Genomic DNA, 16,334 nt, shown 5'->3' on the forward strand with positions numbered 1-16,334 from the left:
CAAGTTCAGCTTGCTGTCAGGCGAGTGGTGACCGGGCGCTACCGAAGTTCCGGCAGGCTCAAGGTGCCGCGGTCCAGGAAACGGGTGCTGCCGAAGCTGCCGCCCAGCTTGCCGCGCAGCACATACGGGATCGGTTCCATGGCGGCGCCGGCCGACGTGCCCGGCGAGCCCCCCAGGGAACCCCCCGACATTCCGCCCACGATGCCCCACGCCTGGCGCATCACGGAAAAGGCCGACACCGACACGGGCACGTTCAACACGGTTTCACCAAAACGCGGGATGCTGCCGCGGGCCGGACTGACGCCAGTCGCAAATGGCCGATTGTTCAGGTCGAGTTCGACGCTGATGCCGTCGTAGTCGATCGACGTGTCGTTGGGGTTCTGCACGCGCAGGCGCACGGCCATGCGCATCTCCAGTCCTTCGCCGTCGATGGGCTCGATGCCCACCACGTTCAGCCGGACCGGATCACCGCCCCGCATGCCCGCGCAGCCCGCCAGGGCAAGCGTGGATGCGGCCAGCAGCAAGGCCAGCCCGGTTCGGAAGGAAGAAGGAAGCAGCGGCAAGATGGCACTCACAAATCGGCGTGGCCGATCATGGTGCAACCGGCGGACCGAGCCCGGCAAGCGTTGTCACGTCTTCTTGCGCGGGCGGGCTCGCTGCAACCCGCGGCCTAGATCTGCACCCGCGTCCCCAGCTCGATCACCGAGTTGTTCGGCAGGCCGAAGAACTCGATCACGCTGCCCGCGTTGCGCGACATGGCGGCGAACAAGTGTTCCTGCCAGTCGGGCATCGCATTGCCGGACGTGGGCACCACGGTTTCGCGGCTCAGGAAGTAGCTGGTCTCGAACTGGTTGATTTCCAGTCCCTTGGCCTTGCACAGCTCCAGGGCGTACGGGATATCGGGTGCGTCCTTGAAGCCGTAATTCACCCGCACCCGCCAGAAGCCGTGGTCCAGCATTTCCAGGTCGACGCGGTTCTCTTCGGCCACCCAGGGCACTTCGTCGAACACCACGGTCAGGATGATGTTCTGTTCATGCAGCACGCGGTTGTGCTTCAGGTTGTGGGTCAGGGCCTGCGGCACCGTGTCGGGATTGGCGACGGTATAGACGGCCGTGCGGGGCACGCGCTGCAGGCAGCTGTCCTGGCACAGCATCTGCACGAAGGGGATCAGTTCCGGATCGTCCTTGCGGATGCGCGCCAGCAGCAGTTCGCGGCCCTGCTTCCAGGTCGCCATCATGGTGAAGATGGCCGCGCCCAGCACCAGCGGGAACCACCCGCCGTCCATCAGTTTCAGGCTGCACGAGGTGACCAGCACCACGTCGATGATCAGGAACAGCCCTGTCGCCCCGAAGGCCACGATAGGCGGATAGCCCCAGCCATGACGCACCACGAAATAGGTCAGGATGGTCGTCATCAGCATGGTGACCGTCACCGCAATGCCATAGGCCGAGGCCAGCGCCGACGAACTGCCGAAGCCCAGCGTGACCAGCAGCACGCCGACCAGCAAGGCGCGATTGACCTGCGGCATGTAGATCTGGCCGGCTTCGCGCGCCGACGTGAAACAGACCTGCATGCGGGGCAGAAAGCCCAATTGCATGGCTTGCCGCGTCATCGAATAGGCGCCGGAAATGACGGCCTGCGACGCAATAATTGACGACAGGGTGGCCAGGATCACGGCGGGAATCAGGGTCGCGTCGGAAAACATATGGAAGAAGGGATTGGCCAGCGCGCCCGGATCGCCAATCAGCAATCCGCCCTGCCCCAGGTAGTTCAAGGCCAGCGCGGGCAGCACGAAGCTGAACCACGCCAGGCGGATCGGACCCTTGCCGAAGTGGCCCATGTCGGCATACAGCGCCTCGGCCCCGGTCAGCGCCAGGACCACGGACCCGAAGACCAGGAACATGCTCAGGCCCCGTTCTTCGATGAAGCGGATGGCTTCGAGCGGATTCAACGCGGCCAGGATGATGGGGTTGTCGATGATGTGGAACAGCCCGGTCACGGCCAGGGTGCCGAACCACAGGCCGATGATCGGGCCGAACAGCTTGCCGACGGCCGAGGTGCCAAAGCGCTGCACCAGGAACAGGGCCACCAGGATCGCCACGCAGATCGGCAGCACGAAGCTGTCCAGACCGGGGGCGACGACCTTGATGCCCTCGATCGCGCTCAACACCGAGATGGCGGGCGTGATCAGGCTGTCGCCGTAGAACAGCGCCGCGCCCAGCACGCCCACCAGCAGCAACACTTTGCGGCGGCGCGGATGCTGGTGCATGGCCTGGGCGGCCAGCGCGGTCATGGCCATGATGCCGCCTTCGCCGCGGTTGTTGGCCCGCAGGATCAGCACGACATATTTCAGGGTGACGATCAGGAGCAGCGCCCAGAAAATGACCGAGACGACACCGATGATGTGCTGCGGATCGAGCGGCACGCCGGTGTGTTCGGCAAAGACTTCTTTCATGGTGTACAGCGGGCTGGTACCGATGTCGCCGTAGACGACGCCCAGGGCGCCCAGCGACAGCGCCGCAAGATTCTTGCGGCTATCGTTCGTTTGCATTGTGGATCCGGATTCTGGCGATGTCCGGTTTATAGAGGGGGCGGTGTAAAGAACGCATAAATATCGGCGGCCGCGGTCTTTACGCCACAGCCGCCCCCTTGCCGCTGCTATTCGGCGGCCAGCCGGTAGCCGATGCCCGGTTCCGTCAGCAGATACCGGGGTTCGGCCGGATCCTTTTCCAGCTTGGCCCGCAGCGTGCCCATATAGATGCGCAGGTAGTGGGTGTGCTCCGCGTAATCGGCGCCCCAGACGTCGGTCAGCATCTGGCGATGCGTGATGACCTTCCCGGCCTTGCGCACCAGGTGCGACAGCAGCTCGAATTCGGTCGGGGTCAGGTGCACGGCCACGCCATCGCGTTCGACCCGGTGCTGTTCCAGGTCGATCGACAGGCCATCGACCTTATAGGCCACCTGGGCCGGCGCAACGGCCGTGCCCCGATGCCGCAGCGCCACGCGGATGCGGGCCAGCAATTCGCCCACGCCGAAGGGCTTGACCAGATAGTCGTCGGCGCCCGCATCCAGCAGCGCGATCTTTTGGGCTTCGTCATGCCGGGCCGACACCACCAGCACCGGAATGGCGGATGCGGCCCGCAGCGACGGCAGCAGTTCGCCGCCATCGCCATCGGGCAGGCCCAGGTCAAGAATGACCAGTTGCGGCGCGGTGTGAGCAAGCAGGGCCCGCGCTTCGCTCAGGCTGACGGCGGTCGATACTTCAAAGCCCTCGACCGTCAGCACCGCGCCGAGCAGGCCGCGGATCTGGCTGTCGTCTTCGACGATCAATACCTTGATGGCCACCGGATGGTCTCCAGAATGGGGTTGAGGACGGGGCCGGGACAGGCGCGCGGACAGGACATCATGCCGTCTCCTGCACCGGCATGGCCGGCGCGGCAGCCAAAGGCAGGCGCAGCCGGAACAGGCTGCCGCCACCTTCGCGCGGTTCGGCATCCAGCGTGCCGCCATGCGCCACGGCAATCGCCCGGCTGACGGCCAGGCCCAGGCCCGCGCCGCGCACCTTGCGGGCGCCGGCGCCCCGGAAAAACGTGTCGAACAGTTGATCGAGTTCGGCCGGATCGACGCCGATCCCGCGGTCACTCACGTCGATCTGCAGCCATTCGCCCACCGCATCGGCGTCGACCTGCACCGGGCCGTCGGAATACTTGAGGGCGTTATCCAGCAGGTTGGCGAGCAGTTGCGCGACCAGCACGGCGTCGGCGCGGACCAGCGGCAGGCCCGGCGCGACCCGGGCCTGGATGCGGCGGGCCGGATCCCGGCGGCGGATACGGGACAGCGTGCTGCCCACGATCTCTTCGACCGATTCCCAATCCAGCCGCAACGTGGCCGTGTCGGCATTGAGCCGCACCCACTGCAAGGTGTTGTCGGTCATGGCGGTCAGGTGCAGGGCTTCGTCTTCGATCAGGCCGATCAGCTTGTCCTGTTCACCCGGCGGCAGAAGATCGCGCTGGCGCTGCAAGGAGGAGGCCGCGCCGATGATCGATGCCAGCGGCGTGCGAAAGTCGTGCGACACCGCGGCCAGCAAGGTATTGCGCAATTGCTGGGACTGCGCGGCGGCGCGCGCCGCCAGGGCCTCGGCGGCATGGCGGATGCGCTGCATGGCGCCGGCCAGCAGGTCCGCAATGGCCTGGGCATGCTCACGGTCTTCGCGCAGCGGCGCAAACGACGGAATGGCCAGCGCCCCCATCACGCTGGCCCCGGCACGCACCGGCACGTACAGCGTCGACAGGCTGTCCCACCGGCCGGTTCCGGGCCCGAGGACCTGTCCCGACTGGCGGCAGTGCACCAGGGCATCGGCATGTGGCTGGCCGCGATCGAGCACCGCCTGCCCGGGCACCCTGCCCTGCAGCACGCCCGCCCGGTCGTCCAGGGCCACGGCAATGTTGTCGCCAAAGGCTTCTTTCAGTGCGGCGCTGACGGCATCGATGATCTCGCTTTCGTCGTCGGACCCGGCCAGCCGCGCGGCCAGGCGCTGCAGATTGCGGGCCCGCTGTTCGCGCCAGACGGCCTGTTCGGTCGTGCCGCGCAGCCGCGACGACAACCCGCTGATCAACAGCGCGGCGCCGAGCATGGCGGCCAGGGTCAGGAAATGTTCGGTCGATTCAACGGCCAGGGTGCCGCGCGGATGCACGAAAAAAACGTTCAGCCCGAGCACCGACAGCACGGCGCTGATAGCCGACAGGGCCGGCGAAAACCGGTAGCTGACCACCATGACGCCGACCAGATAGATCATGGCGACCACGGTCAGCGACACGTGGGGGTCGAGTATGGCGGCGACCGCCGTGGCGGCGCCCACCGCCCCGACCGTCGCCAGGAACGGAAGCAGCCCGTGCCCCGACCGGCGCCGCAGGCGTTGCATCGTGGAGGGCGCCGGCACGGACGGCGCTGAGATCGGCAGGGGCACGGGGCGGGGTGGCGACAAAGGAGGAGCGAAAAAAGCTGGCTGACGATAGCACGGTGTCGGGAGTAGACCGCGCCCTGCCGGGCCCGCGTCTCGGTTACCAATCGCAAATGGGGGTAGGCAGCGCCACGGCGCAGGCGTAGCGTGCGAGGCAGACTTTCCCTCATGCCCTGCCCCAACCGGAGACGCCCATGCGCGCCCTGTGGAATGACACCGTCCTTGCCGAGACCAATGACACGGTCGTGGTCGAAAACAACCATTATTTCCCGCTGTCGTCCCTGAATCGCGACCTGTTCCGCGAAAGCAGCCACACCACGGTCTGCCCGTGGAAAGGCACCGCCAGCTATTACGACGTGGTCGTCGACGGCAAGGTCAACGCGAACGCCGCCTGGTACTACCCCACGCCCAAGAGCGCGGCCGCCGAAATCAAGGACCGCGTCGCCTTCTGGAAGGGCGTGCAGGTCCAGGCCTGACGTCAATTTGCCAACCCACTCCTGACTGGAATCGCCCGTGGCCATCACCCTGTATTCCTGGAACACGCCCAATGGTCGCAAGATCAGCGTGGCGCTCGAAGAAATGGATCTGCCCTATACCGTCGTTCCCGTGAACATCGGCAAGGGCGAACAGCATGCGGAGGCGTTTCTTCGCATCAGTCCGAACAACCGGATTCCGGCATTGGTGGACACCGACGGCCCGGACGGGCAGACGGTCAGCATCTTCGAATCGGGCGCGATCCTGCTGTATCTGGGCGAAAAGACGGGGCGTTTCCTGCCGTCAAGCCTGCTGGAACGCATCCCGGTATTGGAGTGGCTGATGTGGCAGATGGGGGGCTTTGGCCCGATCCCCGGCCAGGTCCACCACTTCCTGGGCGTGGCCAATGAAGCGGACCAGAAGTACGGCCTGAAGCGGTATTCGGACGAGACGCGCCGCCTGTATGGCGTGCTGGACCGGCGCCTGGCTGGCCGCGAGTACGTGGCCGATGCCCTGTCAGTCGCCGACTTTGCGATCCTGGGATGGGCCTGGCGCCATGAACGTCACAAGGTCGACCTGGCCGACTTTCCGAACGTGCAGCGCTGGTACGACGGCCTGATGGCTCGACCCGCGGTCAAACGCGGGTTCGAGGTCAAGCTGGATTGAGCATGCTCAGGTTGCCGGGCCGACCGGGGGCGGCACCGCCTGCGGCGTCTGCACCGGCAGGCCCGGCTGACCCGGCAGGCCGCCCGTCAAGGGCGCGCTGATCAACATGGTGGTGGACTGCTTGGCCATCGCCATCCCTTCCGCATTGAGCCTGCTCAGGATATCGAACAGCAGGGTGCTGCGCACGCCATAGGCCGCGCGTGGCGAACTCACGAAGCCACTGGCGTTGAACATCAGATTGCTGCCGTCGATGCCGTCCAGCGCGACGCTGGGCGCCGGCGTGTCCAGCACGTCTTCATGGGCTTCGAAAGCATCCTGCATCAGCTTGCGCACCTTTTGCGCATCGGTGCCCAGCGGCATCGGCAGCTTGATCGACACCAGGCCCAGCGGGTTCGAATGCGTGACGTTGCGCACCGTCTTGGTAATGAACTCGGAATTCGGCACGATCACCGTGGACCGGTCGCCCATCTGGATTTCGGTGGCGCGCACATTGATCCGCAAGATGTCGCCTTCCACCCCGCCCAGCGACACCCAGTCACCGACCTTGACCGGACGTTCCGCCAGCAGGATCAGCCCCGACACGAAGTTCTGCACCACGGCCTGCAGGCCAAAGCCGATACCCACCGACAGCGCACTGGCCACCCACGCCACCCGTTCCAGGCCGACCCCCACCGCCGACATCGCCAGCGCAATCGACACCACCACGCCGAAGTAGCCGAACAAGGTGGTTGCCGACAACTGCATGCCGGGGTCGAAGGTGGTCGTCGGCAAGTAACGGTTCTGCAGCCAGCTCTTGAAGATGCGCACCGCAAGCAGGGATCCGAACAGCACCAGCACCGCCTGCAGCACGGCGCCAGGGCGGATCTGCACTTCGCCGATCGACAGGCCGTTGTGCAGCTGATCGGCGCGATGGAACAGTTCCAGCGGCCCTTCGCCAAAGGGCGCCAGCAGCAGCACCAGCGCAAACAGCAGGACGAACAGGCGGCCCAGGCCGGACAGCAGCACTGCCGCCTGATCGCGCACGCGCGGGCTGGCCAGGTCGCTCTTGGTGTCCTCGCCGTCCTTGTTTTCCTTTCCGGGTGACGTCAGCAAGGTGGTGAAGCCGTCTTCGATCAGCACCGACAGCAGGTAGCCCGAACACACCACCACCAGGGTCCACACCACCTGCTTGACGACGAAACCCGCAAAGGCGACATAGCCAATCAGCACACTGACGAAGCTGACCGCAAACACCAGCCAGGTCGCCGCCATCAACAAGGACAGCCAGAACGGACGCGGGGGAACGATCTGCGTTTCGGGATCGCGCAGCGCGTTGCGGCGCATGCGCTCGGCCCGCAACATGGCAATGCCGATGGTCACGCCCAGCACCAGCGCCACCACCGCATTGGCCGCGATCGTGATCGTCAGGCTGGCATTGAGCATGACCGGCACGCGCTCGCCCACCCAGGCCAGCACGATGACGATGGCCAGCACCAGCGGGAACCAGCGCATGCGCAGCGACACCAGATCCGGGATCGGCAACAGGCGCCACGACGACCGGAACGGGGACAGCAAGGCCTTGCCCAGCCCCGCGATATACCCGCCAAAGCAGGCCATGCCCACCAGGCCCACCATCAGCGCCTGCGTATCGCTTGCCAGCGGCGTGCCCCAGTTCAGGCCCAACGTGATCAGGACGGCGACCAGGCCCGGCGTGACCGTGGCCAGCATCACCAGCGCCAAGGCCAGCAAGGACCGCCGCAGGCGGCCAGGCGGCACCCGCGTGGCCGTCAGGCGCAAGATCAGCCGCACGATCGCCAGCCGCAGCGCGAGCAAGGCAACGATCGCCAATGCGATCGCAATCCACACCCAATACGGCGTGACCAGCGCCGCGGCGCCCAGCTCGGACCCCAGCGCCATCAGCCGGCTGGCATCCCGTGGCGCATCGCTGCGGAATTCGCGCCAGAACGACGACCCCACCACCGACGCCCGCCGCTCGCCCAGCCGGGCCTGGAACTGCGACCGCCGCAGCCCCGAAATCTGTTCCGCCGCCTGCCCGCCTTCCACCGACAGCAAGCGCGCCAGCTTCACCTGCGCATCCAGCGCCACCCGGCTCTTTTCGAGTTGGGACCGCTGCGCCGCCACGTCGGCCGCTTCCTTGGCGCCCGCCGCCAACGGCCCAAGCTCGCCCAGGCGGGCCTGCACGCTGGTCAGCTGCGGCGCCAGCGCCTCGGCAATCGCGTCCGCCTTGGTCTGGATATCCAGCGCCGTGGCCCGCCGCCGGATCAGCTCCGCGTCGTCCGTGACGTCGGCCACGCCGGTCTGCACGGCATCGATCTGCTTGCGCGCGTCGTCCAGCGCAGCGTCGGTCTCGGCGCTGGTCGGCTGCTGCGCGTAGGCAGGCGTGATCGTCGCGGTTGCGGTGACGGCCAGCATCAGGCACAGCAGCATGCGCGCGGCGAGCGACGACCATGACGCTGCGGTAAGGGAGCGAAGGCGGGATTTCAGGTGCGGCACATTGATACTCGAAGCTCGGGACCGGCACTGCGGCGGAACGCGGCACAGGCCATGGCGCGTGCCGACGCGCCCGTGGCGATGTGCTCAGCGGTGCGAAATACTATACGGGTTGCGGCCGAGCCGGGTTCACCAGTTGTAAGACGCCCAGCCCCGCCCGCCTACAACCCCATCACCGACAACATCAGAAACGTCGCGAACAGCACGAAGTGCGTCATGCCTTCGATCGCGTTCGTCTGGCCGTCATTCAAGTTGATGGCCGCAACGATCAGGGTGATGGCGACCATGACGGTCTGGACCGGGGTCATCGCCATCTGGAAGGGCTGGCCGGTGTACAGGGCCACGGCTTCCATGACGGGCACGGTCAGGATCACGGTGGACAGCGATGCGCCCAGCGCGATGTTCACGACCGACTGCATGCGGTTGGCAAGCGCCGCGCGCAGGGCCGTCAGGATTTCGGGACCGGCGGAAATGGTGGCGACCAGCAAGGCGGTCACGATCGGCGGGGCGCCGGTGGACGACAGGCCCAGTTGCAGCGTCTTGCTCATGACTTCGGCCAGCGCGCCGATCACGATCACGCCAAAGATCAGGACACCAATCGACTCCTTGATATTTGTCGGCTCGGCCTCGTGCGCCACGACGGGCGCGCCGTCCGCGGCAAGATCTTGAGGGGCGGCGGCCGATGCGGTCGCGGCGACCTTATCGGTGGGGGATGCAGTCGAAGCCGAGGTGGGAGCGGTGGATGCGGGGGCGGAGGATCCAGCGGCGGCGCTTCCCGCTGCCGTTGACGCCGCAGGGGATGCCCCGACCGTTCCGCGCCGCTTGCGCTTTTCCGGGTAGCTGTAGCTGAAGAAGTAGCTGTGCGGCCCGGTCTGCATCCGCAGGAACAGCGAATACAGGATCAGCATCACCACGATCGTGAAGCCCGAGTACAACTCCCAGCGCGCTTCGGGAATGAATTCCGGCACGACCATCGAGATGCCCATCGCGGTCAGGATCATGACGCTGTAGGTGCGGCTGGAGTCGTCGTTATAGGCCTGCTCGCCATGCTTGAGCCCGCCCATCAACGCGGCCAGCCCCAGGATGCCATTGATGTCGAGCATGACCGCCGAGTAGATCGTGTCACGCACCAGCGTGGGCGACTCGCTGTGCTGCATCATGATCGCCAGGATGATGACCTCGACCAGCACGGCCGACAGGGTCAGGATCATGGTGCCATAGGGATCGCCGACCTTTTCGGCCAGCAGCTCGGCATGATGGGCCACACGGATCGACGCGCACAGGATCGCGCCGATGAGCAGCCCGGAAACAACCAGGGCAGTGACCTCGCCGTGCGCAAGCAGCGTGTGCTCGAAGGCATAGGCAAGCACGGTGGAAAGCAGCGCGAGCAGCAGGAATTTCTCTCGCAAGAGCAGGGCGACCATGACGATCCGATGTAAGTGCGTGGGGTCCTGCATTATGGGTCGATCCCCGGTAGGTCCGGGCGGCCGAGGCGGAAACAAAACATTGCGCGCCGCCGGGCCAAAAACACAAAGCTGCTAACCTCGACGCTTGCTCAAGTGTCGACCGCCTCCTATGCCCCGCTTCGTCTCGCCCCGCTCCTTTTTCCTCTCGGCCGCCGCTGCCGTCTGCCTGGCCGCGACCGCCGCGCCAGCCTTCGCGCAGATGGACACCGCCAGCTGCCTGAGCAACCTGCGCCGTTCGGCACCGGCCAACGGCGTGTCGGTCGCGGACTTCGACCGTTACACGTCTGACGCGCAAGTGCTTGAAGCCACGGTCGCATCGGCCAAGGCGCAGCCCGAAGGCCGCGAAACATGGTGGGACTACATCGCCAAGACCGTGGATGCGCAGCGTGTGAACGAAGGCAAGGCCATCCTGCAGCAATACGGCGCGCAGCTTGAAGCGATCGGCCGCAACTACAGCGTGGACAAGGAAGCGCTGGTCGCGATCTTCGGCATCGAAACCAATTACGGCACGCAGCTTGGCAAGGTCCGCGTGGTCGATGCGTGGATCACCCGCGCGTGCACCGAGCGCAATCCGCTATGGGCCAAGAATGCGTTTGCCTCCATCCGCCTGTTGCGCGATGGCACGGTAGAGCCGGACACCTTTGTCGGGTCATGGAGCGGCGCGTTCGGCATGACGCAGTTCATCCCGACCTCGTTCTATGAACTGGCGGCCGATGGCGACGGCGATGGCCGCATCGATCTGTACCAGTCGCTGCCCGATGCGCTTGCGTCGACGGCCAACCACCTGCTCAAGCGCCGCGCGCGCTGGACCCGTGGGCTCGACAGCATCATCGAAGTGCGCGTGCCGCCCGCGATCCAGTCGACCGTGCCGTCGGCAGTGGATGCGGAATACAGCAATGCCGGCGATCGCCGCAGCTTGCGCACGTGGGCCGCGCAAGGCGTGACCCGTGTCAACGGCCAGCCACTGAGCGACGCGGCGTTTGCCGATACCAACGCATTCGTGTTTGCGCCGACCGGCTCGCAAGGCCCGATCTTCCTGGCCACCGAAAACTTCGAAGCCATCCTGCACTACAACCAGTCGCGCAAGTACGGCCTGTCCGTCAGCCTGCTGTTGAATCAGCTGAAGGGCGAGCCGCCGCTGGTCACGCCATGGCCGACCGATGACCCGGGCCTGTCGCGCGCCGAAATCCGTGAACTGCAGACGCTGCTGGTCGGACGCGGTTACGCCATCGGCACCCCCGACGGCATTCCCGGCACCCTGACCCGGACCGCCGTGCGCCAGGAACAGGAAGCCATGGGCGTGCCCACGGACGGCCGCGTCGGCATGAAGATGCTGCTGGCGCTGCGTCAGCGCGCGTCCATGCCCGCGCCGACACAACCCGGCACGTCACCCGTCATGCCCGCGCCAACGTCGGCCATGCCGCCCGTGGGCGCGCCTGTGGCGCCTGCGCCGTCGCCTGCCAACTGATTCGGCCTCACGGCCGCGCGCGCCATGTCACGCGCGGCCCTTCCCGCTCCGCCCTGACCTTCGATGCCATCGATCCGCCTTCCTGACCGACTTGCGCTGCTGCCTTATCTAGGCAAATGGCTGCTGCTGTCGGTGCTGGTGGCGGCGCTGGCAGGCAGCGCATCGGCGGCCTTCCTCTTCGCGCTCGACGCCGTCACGGCCACCCGCAACGCCAACCGGTGGCTGATCTGGCTGCTGCCCGTCGCGGGCTTCGTCGTTGGTTGGGTCTATATGCAGGTGGGGCAACCGGTTGAGGCTGGCAACAATCTGCTGATCGAAGCGATCCACGAGCCCGACCGCCCCGTCCCCTTCCGCATGGTGCCGCTCATCTTTGGCGGCACCGTCATCTCGCATCTGGTGGGCGCCTCGGTCGGACGCGAAGGCACCGCCGTGCAGATGGGCGGCGCGCTGGCCGACCAGGTGCGGCGTGTATTCAAGCTGTCGCAAGCCGATCGGCGCATCCTGCTGATGGCCGGCATGAGCGCAGGCTTTGCGTCCATCTTCGGCACCCCGCTCGCGGGCGCCGTGTTCGGACTCGAAGTGCTGGTGATCGGCCGCCTGCGCTACGACGCCCTGCTGCCCTGTTTCCTGGCCGCCATCCTGGCCGAGATGGTTGGCCGCTATTGGGGTGTTCAGCATACTCATTACCCGGTAGGCCAGGTCGCGGCCTTGGGCCTTGGCACGCTGGCAGCGGTGCTGGTGGCCGGTGCGGTATTCGGTCTCGTCAGCCGAGCGTTCGGCGCGGCCACGCACGCCACCGGCGCCCTCTTCAAACGCCACGTGCACTACGGCCCGCTGCGGCCCGTGATCGGCGGGTTGCTGCTGGCCGTGGCGGTATGGGCAACCGGCGCGTACGACGTGATCGGGCTGGGCATCCCGACCATCGTGCAGGCTTTTCACGAGCCCGCCGCGCCCGGCCTCTTCCTGGAAAAAATGGCCGCCACCGTGCTTTCGTTGGGTAGCGGTTTCAAGGGCGGCGAAGTCACACCGCTGTTCTTCATCGGCGCGACCCTGGGCAATGCGCTGGCGCCGCTGCTCGACCTGCCCTTCGCCATGCTGGCCGGCCTGGGCTTTGTCGCCGTATTCGCCGGCGCCGCCAACACCCCGGTCGCCGGCACCTTGATGGCCATCGAACTGTTCGGCCCGCAGATCGGCCCCTTCGCCGCGCTGGCCTGCGTCATGGCATACCTGTTCTCCGGCCACGGCGGCATCTATCGCGCGCAGCGGATGGGCGACGGGAAGCTGGGGTTGGGGCAGGATGGCGAGCGCTCGAGTTCGCGCGATTGATCAGGCTTTAGCCGCCGACTTTTTCAGGTCCGGATGCGCGCCTCGCATCGTGCGGACGGTTCGCGCCACACACTCCACAAACGGCCGGGTCAAGCCCGGCTTGTTGCCTTCGGGCCGAAACACCAGGCCGACCTCGCGGTAGAAGGTGTCCTGACCCAGCGACAGGACACGCACGTCGCGCGCAATGGACCGCGCGTGGGTAACGGGGATCAACGACACGCCCATGCCACGCGAGACCATCCGCACGATAGCTTCGATGTCCTGCACCTCGAAAGAATCATGGGTTTCGATCTGCTGCGCCTTCAGAAATTTTTCGACCACGCGCCCACCGAACGACGTCCGGTCATACCGGACCATCGGACAAGTCTCGAGCATGACTCGCCAGTCATCGGACACCATGTCCTTGGGCGTGATCATGTGGAAGGGCTCGTAAAGCAGCGGCATCCACGTCAGCTCATGCGGGATCTCGAATGTCGGCTGCACCATGAGCGCCGCATCCAGTTCACCGCTGTCGACCATTCCAAGCAGATACAACGACGGTCCCGGCACGACCCGCACGGCGATCTGCGGGTGTTCGGCATGCAGGGTGGCAAGGGTATCGGGCAACAGGCCAAGTTGCGCCGTCTGGATAGCGCCGACACGCAGCACCCCGCGCAGCATCGGACTGGCCACCCGCGCGCCCATTTCACTGAACAGCCCAACAATCTGCTCGGCCAGCACGACGGCTTCGCGTCCAGCGGGATTGAGCGTGGCGGAGCGGCCGGTGCGATCGAACAGCGGTGCCCCCAACGCGTCTTCCAGCTTTTGCATCTGTGCGCTGACAGCCGATTGCGTCAGCCCGATGCGCGTGCCCGCGCCAGCAAACGTTCCGTGGCGGACCACGGCAAGAAAGGTCTTGAGTTCACGGATCATGATCGTCCTTCGCGCCGTTCAGAAGCATGAAACGACGATACATCACTTTTTTTGTTGCTCAGGTCAAAAACAAAGCGTTTTGAATTCATGATTCAAGGGCTTAGCATGATTTCAACGCGAGACGACAGCGTCCCGATGGCGACATGCAGTGAATATGCCGCCACCGCGCTGACATAATCAGCAGCCGAATACAGGCCTACATTCCAGACATTCAAAGATTATTTTTCCGGATTATTTTCCGGAAGGCTTGAACACGCCACATGTCAATCCAAAACCGCTTTTCATTTGTCGCGCCACCTATTTTCAGGACGCACAAGCCCCTGATACTTAAGGATTAATTCGCCAACGATCTCCTTGTTTTTCATGCACCACCCGCTGCACCAATAATAATAATTCCGCACTACAAATACACCTGACGAGACCTCACATCGGTGCGGAAAAGAAAATACCGCAAGTTATTTCGTGGATTTTCAATGGCATGCCATTTGCTTTTTCGAGTATTCGCAAACCATCGCTATCCCACTTACAGAGGTCGTCATGAAACGTCGTCAGGTTCGCTCAAGTTGGTGGTTGTCAGCGCTATATATGGCGGCGGGGGTGGGCATGGTGGCGTGCAACGCCGCACACGCGGCCTTTCCCGATCGACCGATCTCAATCGTGGTGCCGTTCACCGCCGGCGGCGGCACGGATATCACCGCGCGGTTGCTGGCGCGCTCCATGGAGAAGGTTTCAGGCGCGCGTGTCATCGTCGTCAATCGCCCCGGAGCGGGCGGCGAAATCGGCATGGCATCCGTGGTCGATGCCCCGGCGGACGGCTACACGCTGGGGATCGTCAACACGCCCAACGCACTCACCATCCCGATCGAACGACCTGCCAAGTTCACCCTGGGCGGCTTTGATCTGCTGGCCAATATCGTCGATGACCCCGGCACCCTGAGCGTGCACGCCGACAGCGCGATCCGCACGCTCAACGATCTGATCCTTGCCGCGCGTGGCGCACCCGACACGCTCACTTACGGCACGGCGGGTATCGGGTCCGCGGGTCATATCTCGATGCTGCTGTTCCAGTCCGCAGCCGGCATCCGCCTGCGTCACATCCCGTTCAAAGGCACATCCGATGTGCGCACGGCATTGATCGGCAAACAGATCGATGTCGCCACGGCCAATCTTGGCGAGGCGCTGATGTTTGCGCGCGGCCAGCCCTGGCGAACGCTGGGGCAAATGAAGGCGCAGCGCTCGCCCATGGCCGCCGACGTCCCCACGTTTGCTGAAGCCGGCTATCCGGTCGAAAGCGGTTCGCTGCGTGGCCTGGGTGCGCCGAAAGGGCTCCCGCCAGACACGCTGGCCTCGTTGACGCGCATCATCGATGCCGCCATGAACGACCCCGAATTCCGCGATGCGACCCGCAAAGCGGAGCAAGACATCCTGTACCTGAAGGGCGACGCTTACGCCACGACATTGCAGGGCATGGACACGCAGTTCCGGCAACTCTGGCAGACCTCGCCATGGAACCCGTGATGCCGCAGCGCGCCCTTGCCCCCGACCCGTCTCCTTCCTGTGCTGGAACCCTCGCCATGACGACCCTCCCCGCCCGCCTGCCTGCCTGCCTGATGCTTGCCGTGCTCGCAACGCCCGCAGTGTGCCTTGCGGCCTACCCTGACCGCCCGATCAACCTCATCGTCCCGTTTCCTGCTGGCGCGGGTACCGACATGACGGGCCGCACCATCGCGCAATGCATGGAAAAGACGATGCCTGGCGCCCAGGTCGTCGTCATGAACCGGCCTGGCGCCAGCGGCGACATCGGTCTGGCGGCCCTCGCAGCCGCCGCGCCGGATGGCTACACGCTTGGCATCGTCAATACCCCCGGTGTCGTCAGCATTCCCATCGAGCGTCCAGCGAAATACACGCTCGACAGCTTCGACTTCATCGCCAACCTGGTGGACGATCCCGGCACGATCAGCGTGCACGCCGACAGCCCCATCCACAACATCAAGGATCTGGTGACCGCAGCGCGCGCCCGGCCCGACGCGGTCACCGTGGGCACGCAGGGCATCGGATCGGCGGGTCACATCAGCGCGCTGCTGCTCGAGCAATCGGCCGGCATCACGCTGTCACCCGTACCGTTTCAGGGTGCATCGCCGGCTCGCACCGCGCTGCTCGGCAAGGTCATCGACAGCACCATGGCGAACATGGGTGAGGCGATCACCTTCCAGGCCGGGCAGCCCTGGCGCATCCTCGGCGTCATGAGCGATACGCGCTCCCAACAATCCCCCGACGTTCCGACTTTCCGCGAAGCGGGCTTCGACATCCTGGCGGGATCCATGCGAGGACTTGCCGCGCCCAAGGGCCTGCCGCCGCCAGTGCTCAGCACACTGAGCAAGGCGGTGGAGCAATGCAGCACCGACGCCGAGTTCGTCGATCGCGCCAAAAAGACCTTTCAGCCCCTGCGCTACCTGGGCCGTGACGAGTACGTCAGCAACCTGCGCCAGGTCGATACGCAGCTGCGTGCCCTCTGGAAGGTCAAACCCTGGAATCGTTGACGACAGCAACATTCCTTCACTCCCTACTTTCA

The 16,334-nt window shown here is 65.5% G+C and carries 13 protein-coding genes; 6 read left to right on the top strand and 7 right to left on the bottom strand.

The features are described 5' to 3' along the window. Positions 1–38: 38 nt before the first annotated feature. From HD883_RS17085 to HD883_RS17100, 4 genes are all read right to left on the bottom strand, one after another. Positions 39–479, bottom strand: coding sequence for an LEA type 2 family protein (locus HD883_RS17085; RefSeq protein ID WP_179588501.1), 441 nt, complete (start codon positions 477–479; stop codon positions 39–41). A 191-nt stretch (positions 480–670) separates the two neighbouring features. After that, entirely contained in the window at positions 671–2,551 is a 1,881-nt protein-coding gene (locus HD883_RS17090; protein ID WP_179583344.1) for a potassium transporter Kup, read from the bottom strand. A gap of 107 nt (positions 2,552–2,658) precedes the next feature. Continuing rightward, positions 2,659–3,345, bottom strand: a complete 687-nt coding sequence (locus tag HD883_RS17095) for a response regulator (protein WP_179583342.1) — start codon at positions 3,343–3,345, stop codon at positions 2,659–2,661. Between the two features lie 58 nt (positions 3,346–3,403). Beyond that, entirely contained in the window at positions 3,404–4,921 is a 1,518-nt protein-coding gene (locus HD883_RS17100; RefSeq protein ID WP_179583340.1) for an ATP-binding protein, read from the bottom strand. A gap of 233 nt (positions 4,922–5,154) precedes the next feature. Here HD883_RS17100 and HD883_RS17105 point away from each other — a divergent pair, with 233 nt between their 5' ends. Together HD883_RS17105 and HD883_RS17110 are read left to right on the top strand one after the other, a co-directional pair. After that, positions 5,155–5,436, top strand: coding sequence for a DUF427 domain-containing protein (locus HD883_RS17105; protein WP_179583338.1), 282 nt, complete (start codon positions 5,155–5,157; stop codon positions 5,434–5,436). Positions 5,437–5,473: 37 nt separating this feature from the next. Next, positions 5,474–6,100, top strand: a complete 627-nt coding sequence (locus tag HD883_RS17110) for a glutathione S-transferase family protein (protein WP_179583336.1) — start codon at positions 5,474–5,476, stop codon at positions 6,098–6,100. A gap of 6 nt (positions 6,101–6,106) precedes the next feature. Here the strand turns inward: HD883_RS17110 and HD883_RS17115 are convergent, their stop codons facing one another. Continuing rightward, entirely contained in the window at positions 6,107–8,527 is a 2,421-nt protein-coding gene (locus HD883_RS17115; protein ID WP_179583334.1) for a DUF3772 domain-containing protein, read from the bottom strand. Between the two features lie 224 nt (positions 8,528–8,751). Further along, positions 8,752–10,014 carry a calcium:proton antiporter gene (locus HD883_RS17120; RefSeq protein WP_179583332.1) on the bottom strand — a complete coding sequence of 421 codons (1,263 nt, stop codon included), beginning with the start codon at positions 10,012–10,014 and terminating at the stop codon, positions 8,752–8,754. 151 nt (positions 10,015–10,165) lie between these two features. On the opposite strand from HD883_RS17120, the gene HD883_RS17125 reads away from it, so the two are divergent. After that, complete coding sequence (locus HD883_RS17125; RefSeq protein ID WP_179583330.1) at positions 10,166–11,524, top strand: lytic murein transglycosylase; 1,359 nt, start codon at positions 10,166–10,168, stop codon at positions 11,522–11,524. A gap of 63 nt (positions 11,525–11,587) precedes the next feature. Further along, positions 11,588–12,850 carry a voltage-gated chloride channel family protein gene (locus HD883_RS17130; RefSeq protein WP_179583328.1) on the top strand — a complete coding sequence of 421 codons (1,263 nt, stop codon included), beginning with the start codon at positions 11,588–11,590 and terminating at the stop codon, positions 12,848–12,850. On the opposite strand, the gene HD883_RS17135 is transcribed toward HD883_RS17130, so the two are convergent. Continuing rightward, positions 12,851–13,762, bottom strand: coding sequence for a LysR family transcriptional regulator (locus HD883_RS17135; RefSeq protein WP_179583326.1), 912 nt, complete (start codon positions 13,760–13,762; stop codon positions 12,851–12,853). Between the two features lie 603 nt (positions 13,763–14,365). Here HD883_RS17135 and HD883_RS17140 point away from each other — a divergent pair. Then, positions 14,366–15,280, top strand: coding sequence for a tripartite tricarboxylate transporter substrate binding protein (locus HD883_RS17140; protein ID WP_257022548.1), 915 nt, complete (start codon positions 14,366–14,368; stop codon positions 15,278–15,280). Positions 15,281–15,336: 56 nt separating this feature from the next. Then, on the top strand, positions 15,337–16,302 hold the full coding sequence (locus HD883_RS17145) for a tripartite tricarboxylate transporter substrate binding protein (RefSeq protein WP_179583324.1): 966 nt from the start codon (positions 15,337–15,339) through the stop codon (positions 16,300–16,302). Positions 16,303–16,334: the final 32 nt, after the last annotated feature.

The organism is Pigmentiphaga litoralis, assembly GCF_013408655.1.
In the GTDB taxonomy this organism is placed as follows: domain Bacteria; phylum Pseudomonadota; class Gammaproteobacteria; order Burkholderiales; family Burkholderiaceae_B; genus Pigmentiphaga; species Pigmentiphaga litoralis_A.

Coding starts and splice junctions, on each gene's coding strand:
- HD883_RS17085 (WP_179588501.1), bottom strand. CDS start 479: ATGCGGGGCGGTGATCCGGTCCGGCTGAACGTGGTGGGCATCGAGCCC.
- HD883_RS17090 (WP_179583344.1), bottom strand. CDS start 2,551: ATGCAAACGAACGATAGCCGCAAGAATCTTGCGGCGCTGTCGCTGGGC.
- HD883_RS17100 (WP_179583340.1), bottom strand. CDS start 4,921: ATGCAACGCCTGCGGCGCCGGTCGGGGCACGGGCTGCTTCCGTTCCTG.
- HD883_RS17105 (WP_179583338.1), top strand. CDS start 5,155: ATGCGCGCCCTGTGGAATGACACCGTCCTTGCCGAGACCAATGACACG.
- HD883_RS17115 (WP_179583334.1), bottom strand. CDS start 8,527: ATGCTGCTGTGCCTGATGCTGGCCGTCACCGCAACCGCGACGATCACG.
- HD883_RS17120 (WP_179583332.1), bottom strand. CDS start 10,014: ATGGTCGCCCTGCTCTTGCGAGAGAAATTCCTGCTGCTCGCGCTGCTT.
- HD883_RS17125 (WP_179583330.1), top strand. CDS start 10,166: ATGCCCCGCTTCGTCTCGCCCCGCTCCTTTTTCCTCTCGGCCGCCGCT.
- HD883_RS17130 (WP_179583328.1), top strand. CDS start 11,588: ATGCCATCGATCCGCCTTCCTGACCGACTTGCGCTGCTGCCTTATCTA.
- HD883_RS17135 (WP_179583326.1), bottom strand. CDS start 13,762: ATGATCCGTGAACTCAAGACCTTTCTTGCCGTGGTCCGCCACGGAACG.
- HD883_RS17140 (WP_257022548.1), top strand. CDS start 14,366: ATGGTGGCGTGCAACGCCGCACACGCGGCCTTTCCCGATCGACCGATC.
- HD883_RS17145 (WP_179583324.1), top strand. CDS start 15,337: ATGACGACCCTCCCCGCCCGCCTGCCTGCCTGCCTGATGCTTGCCGTG.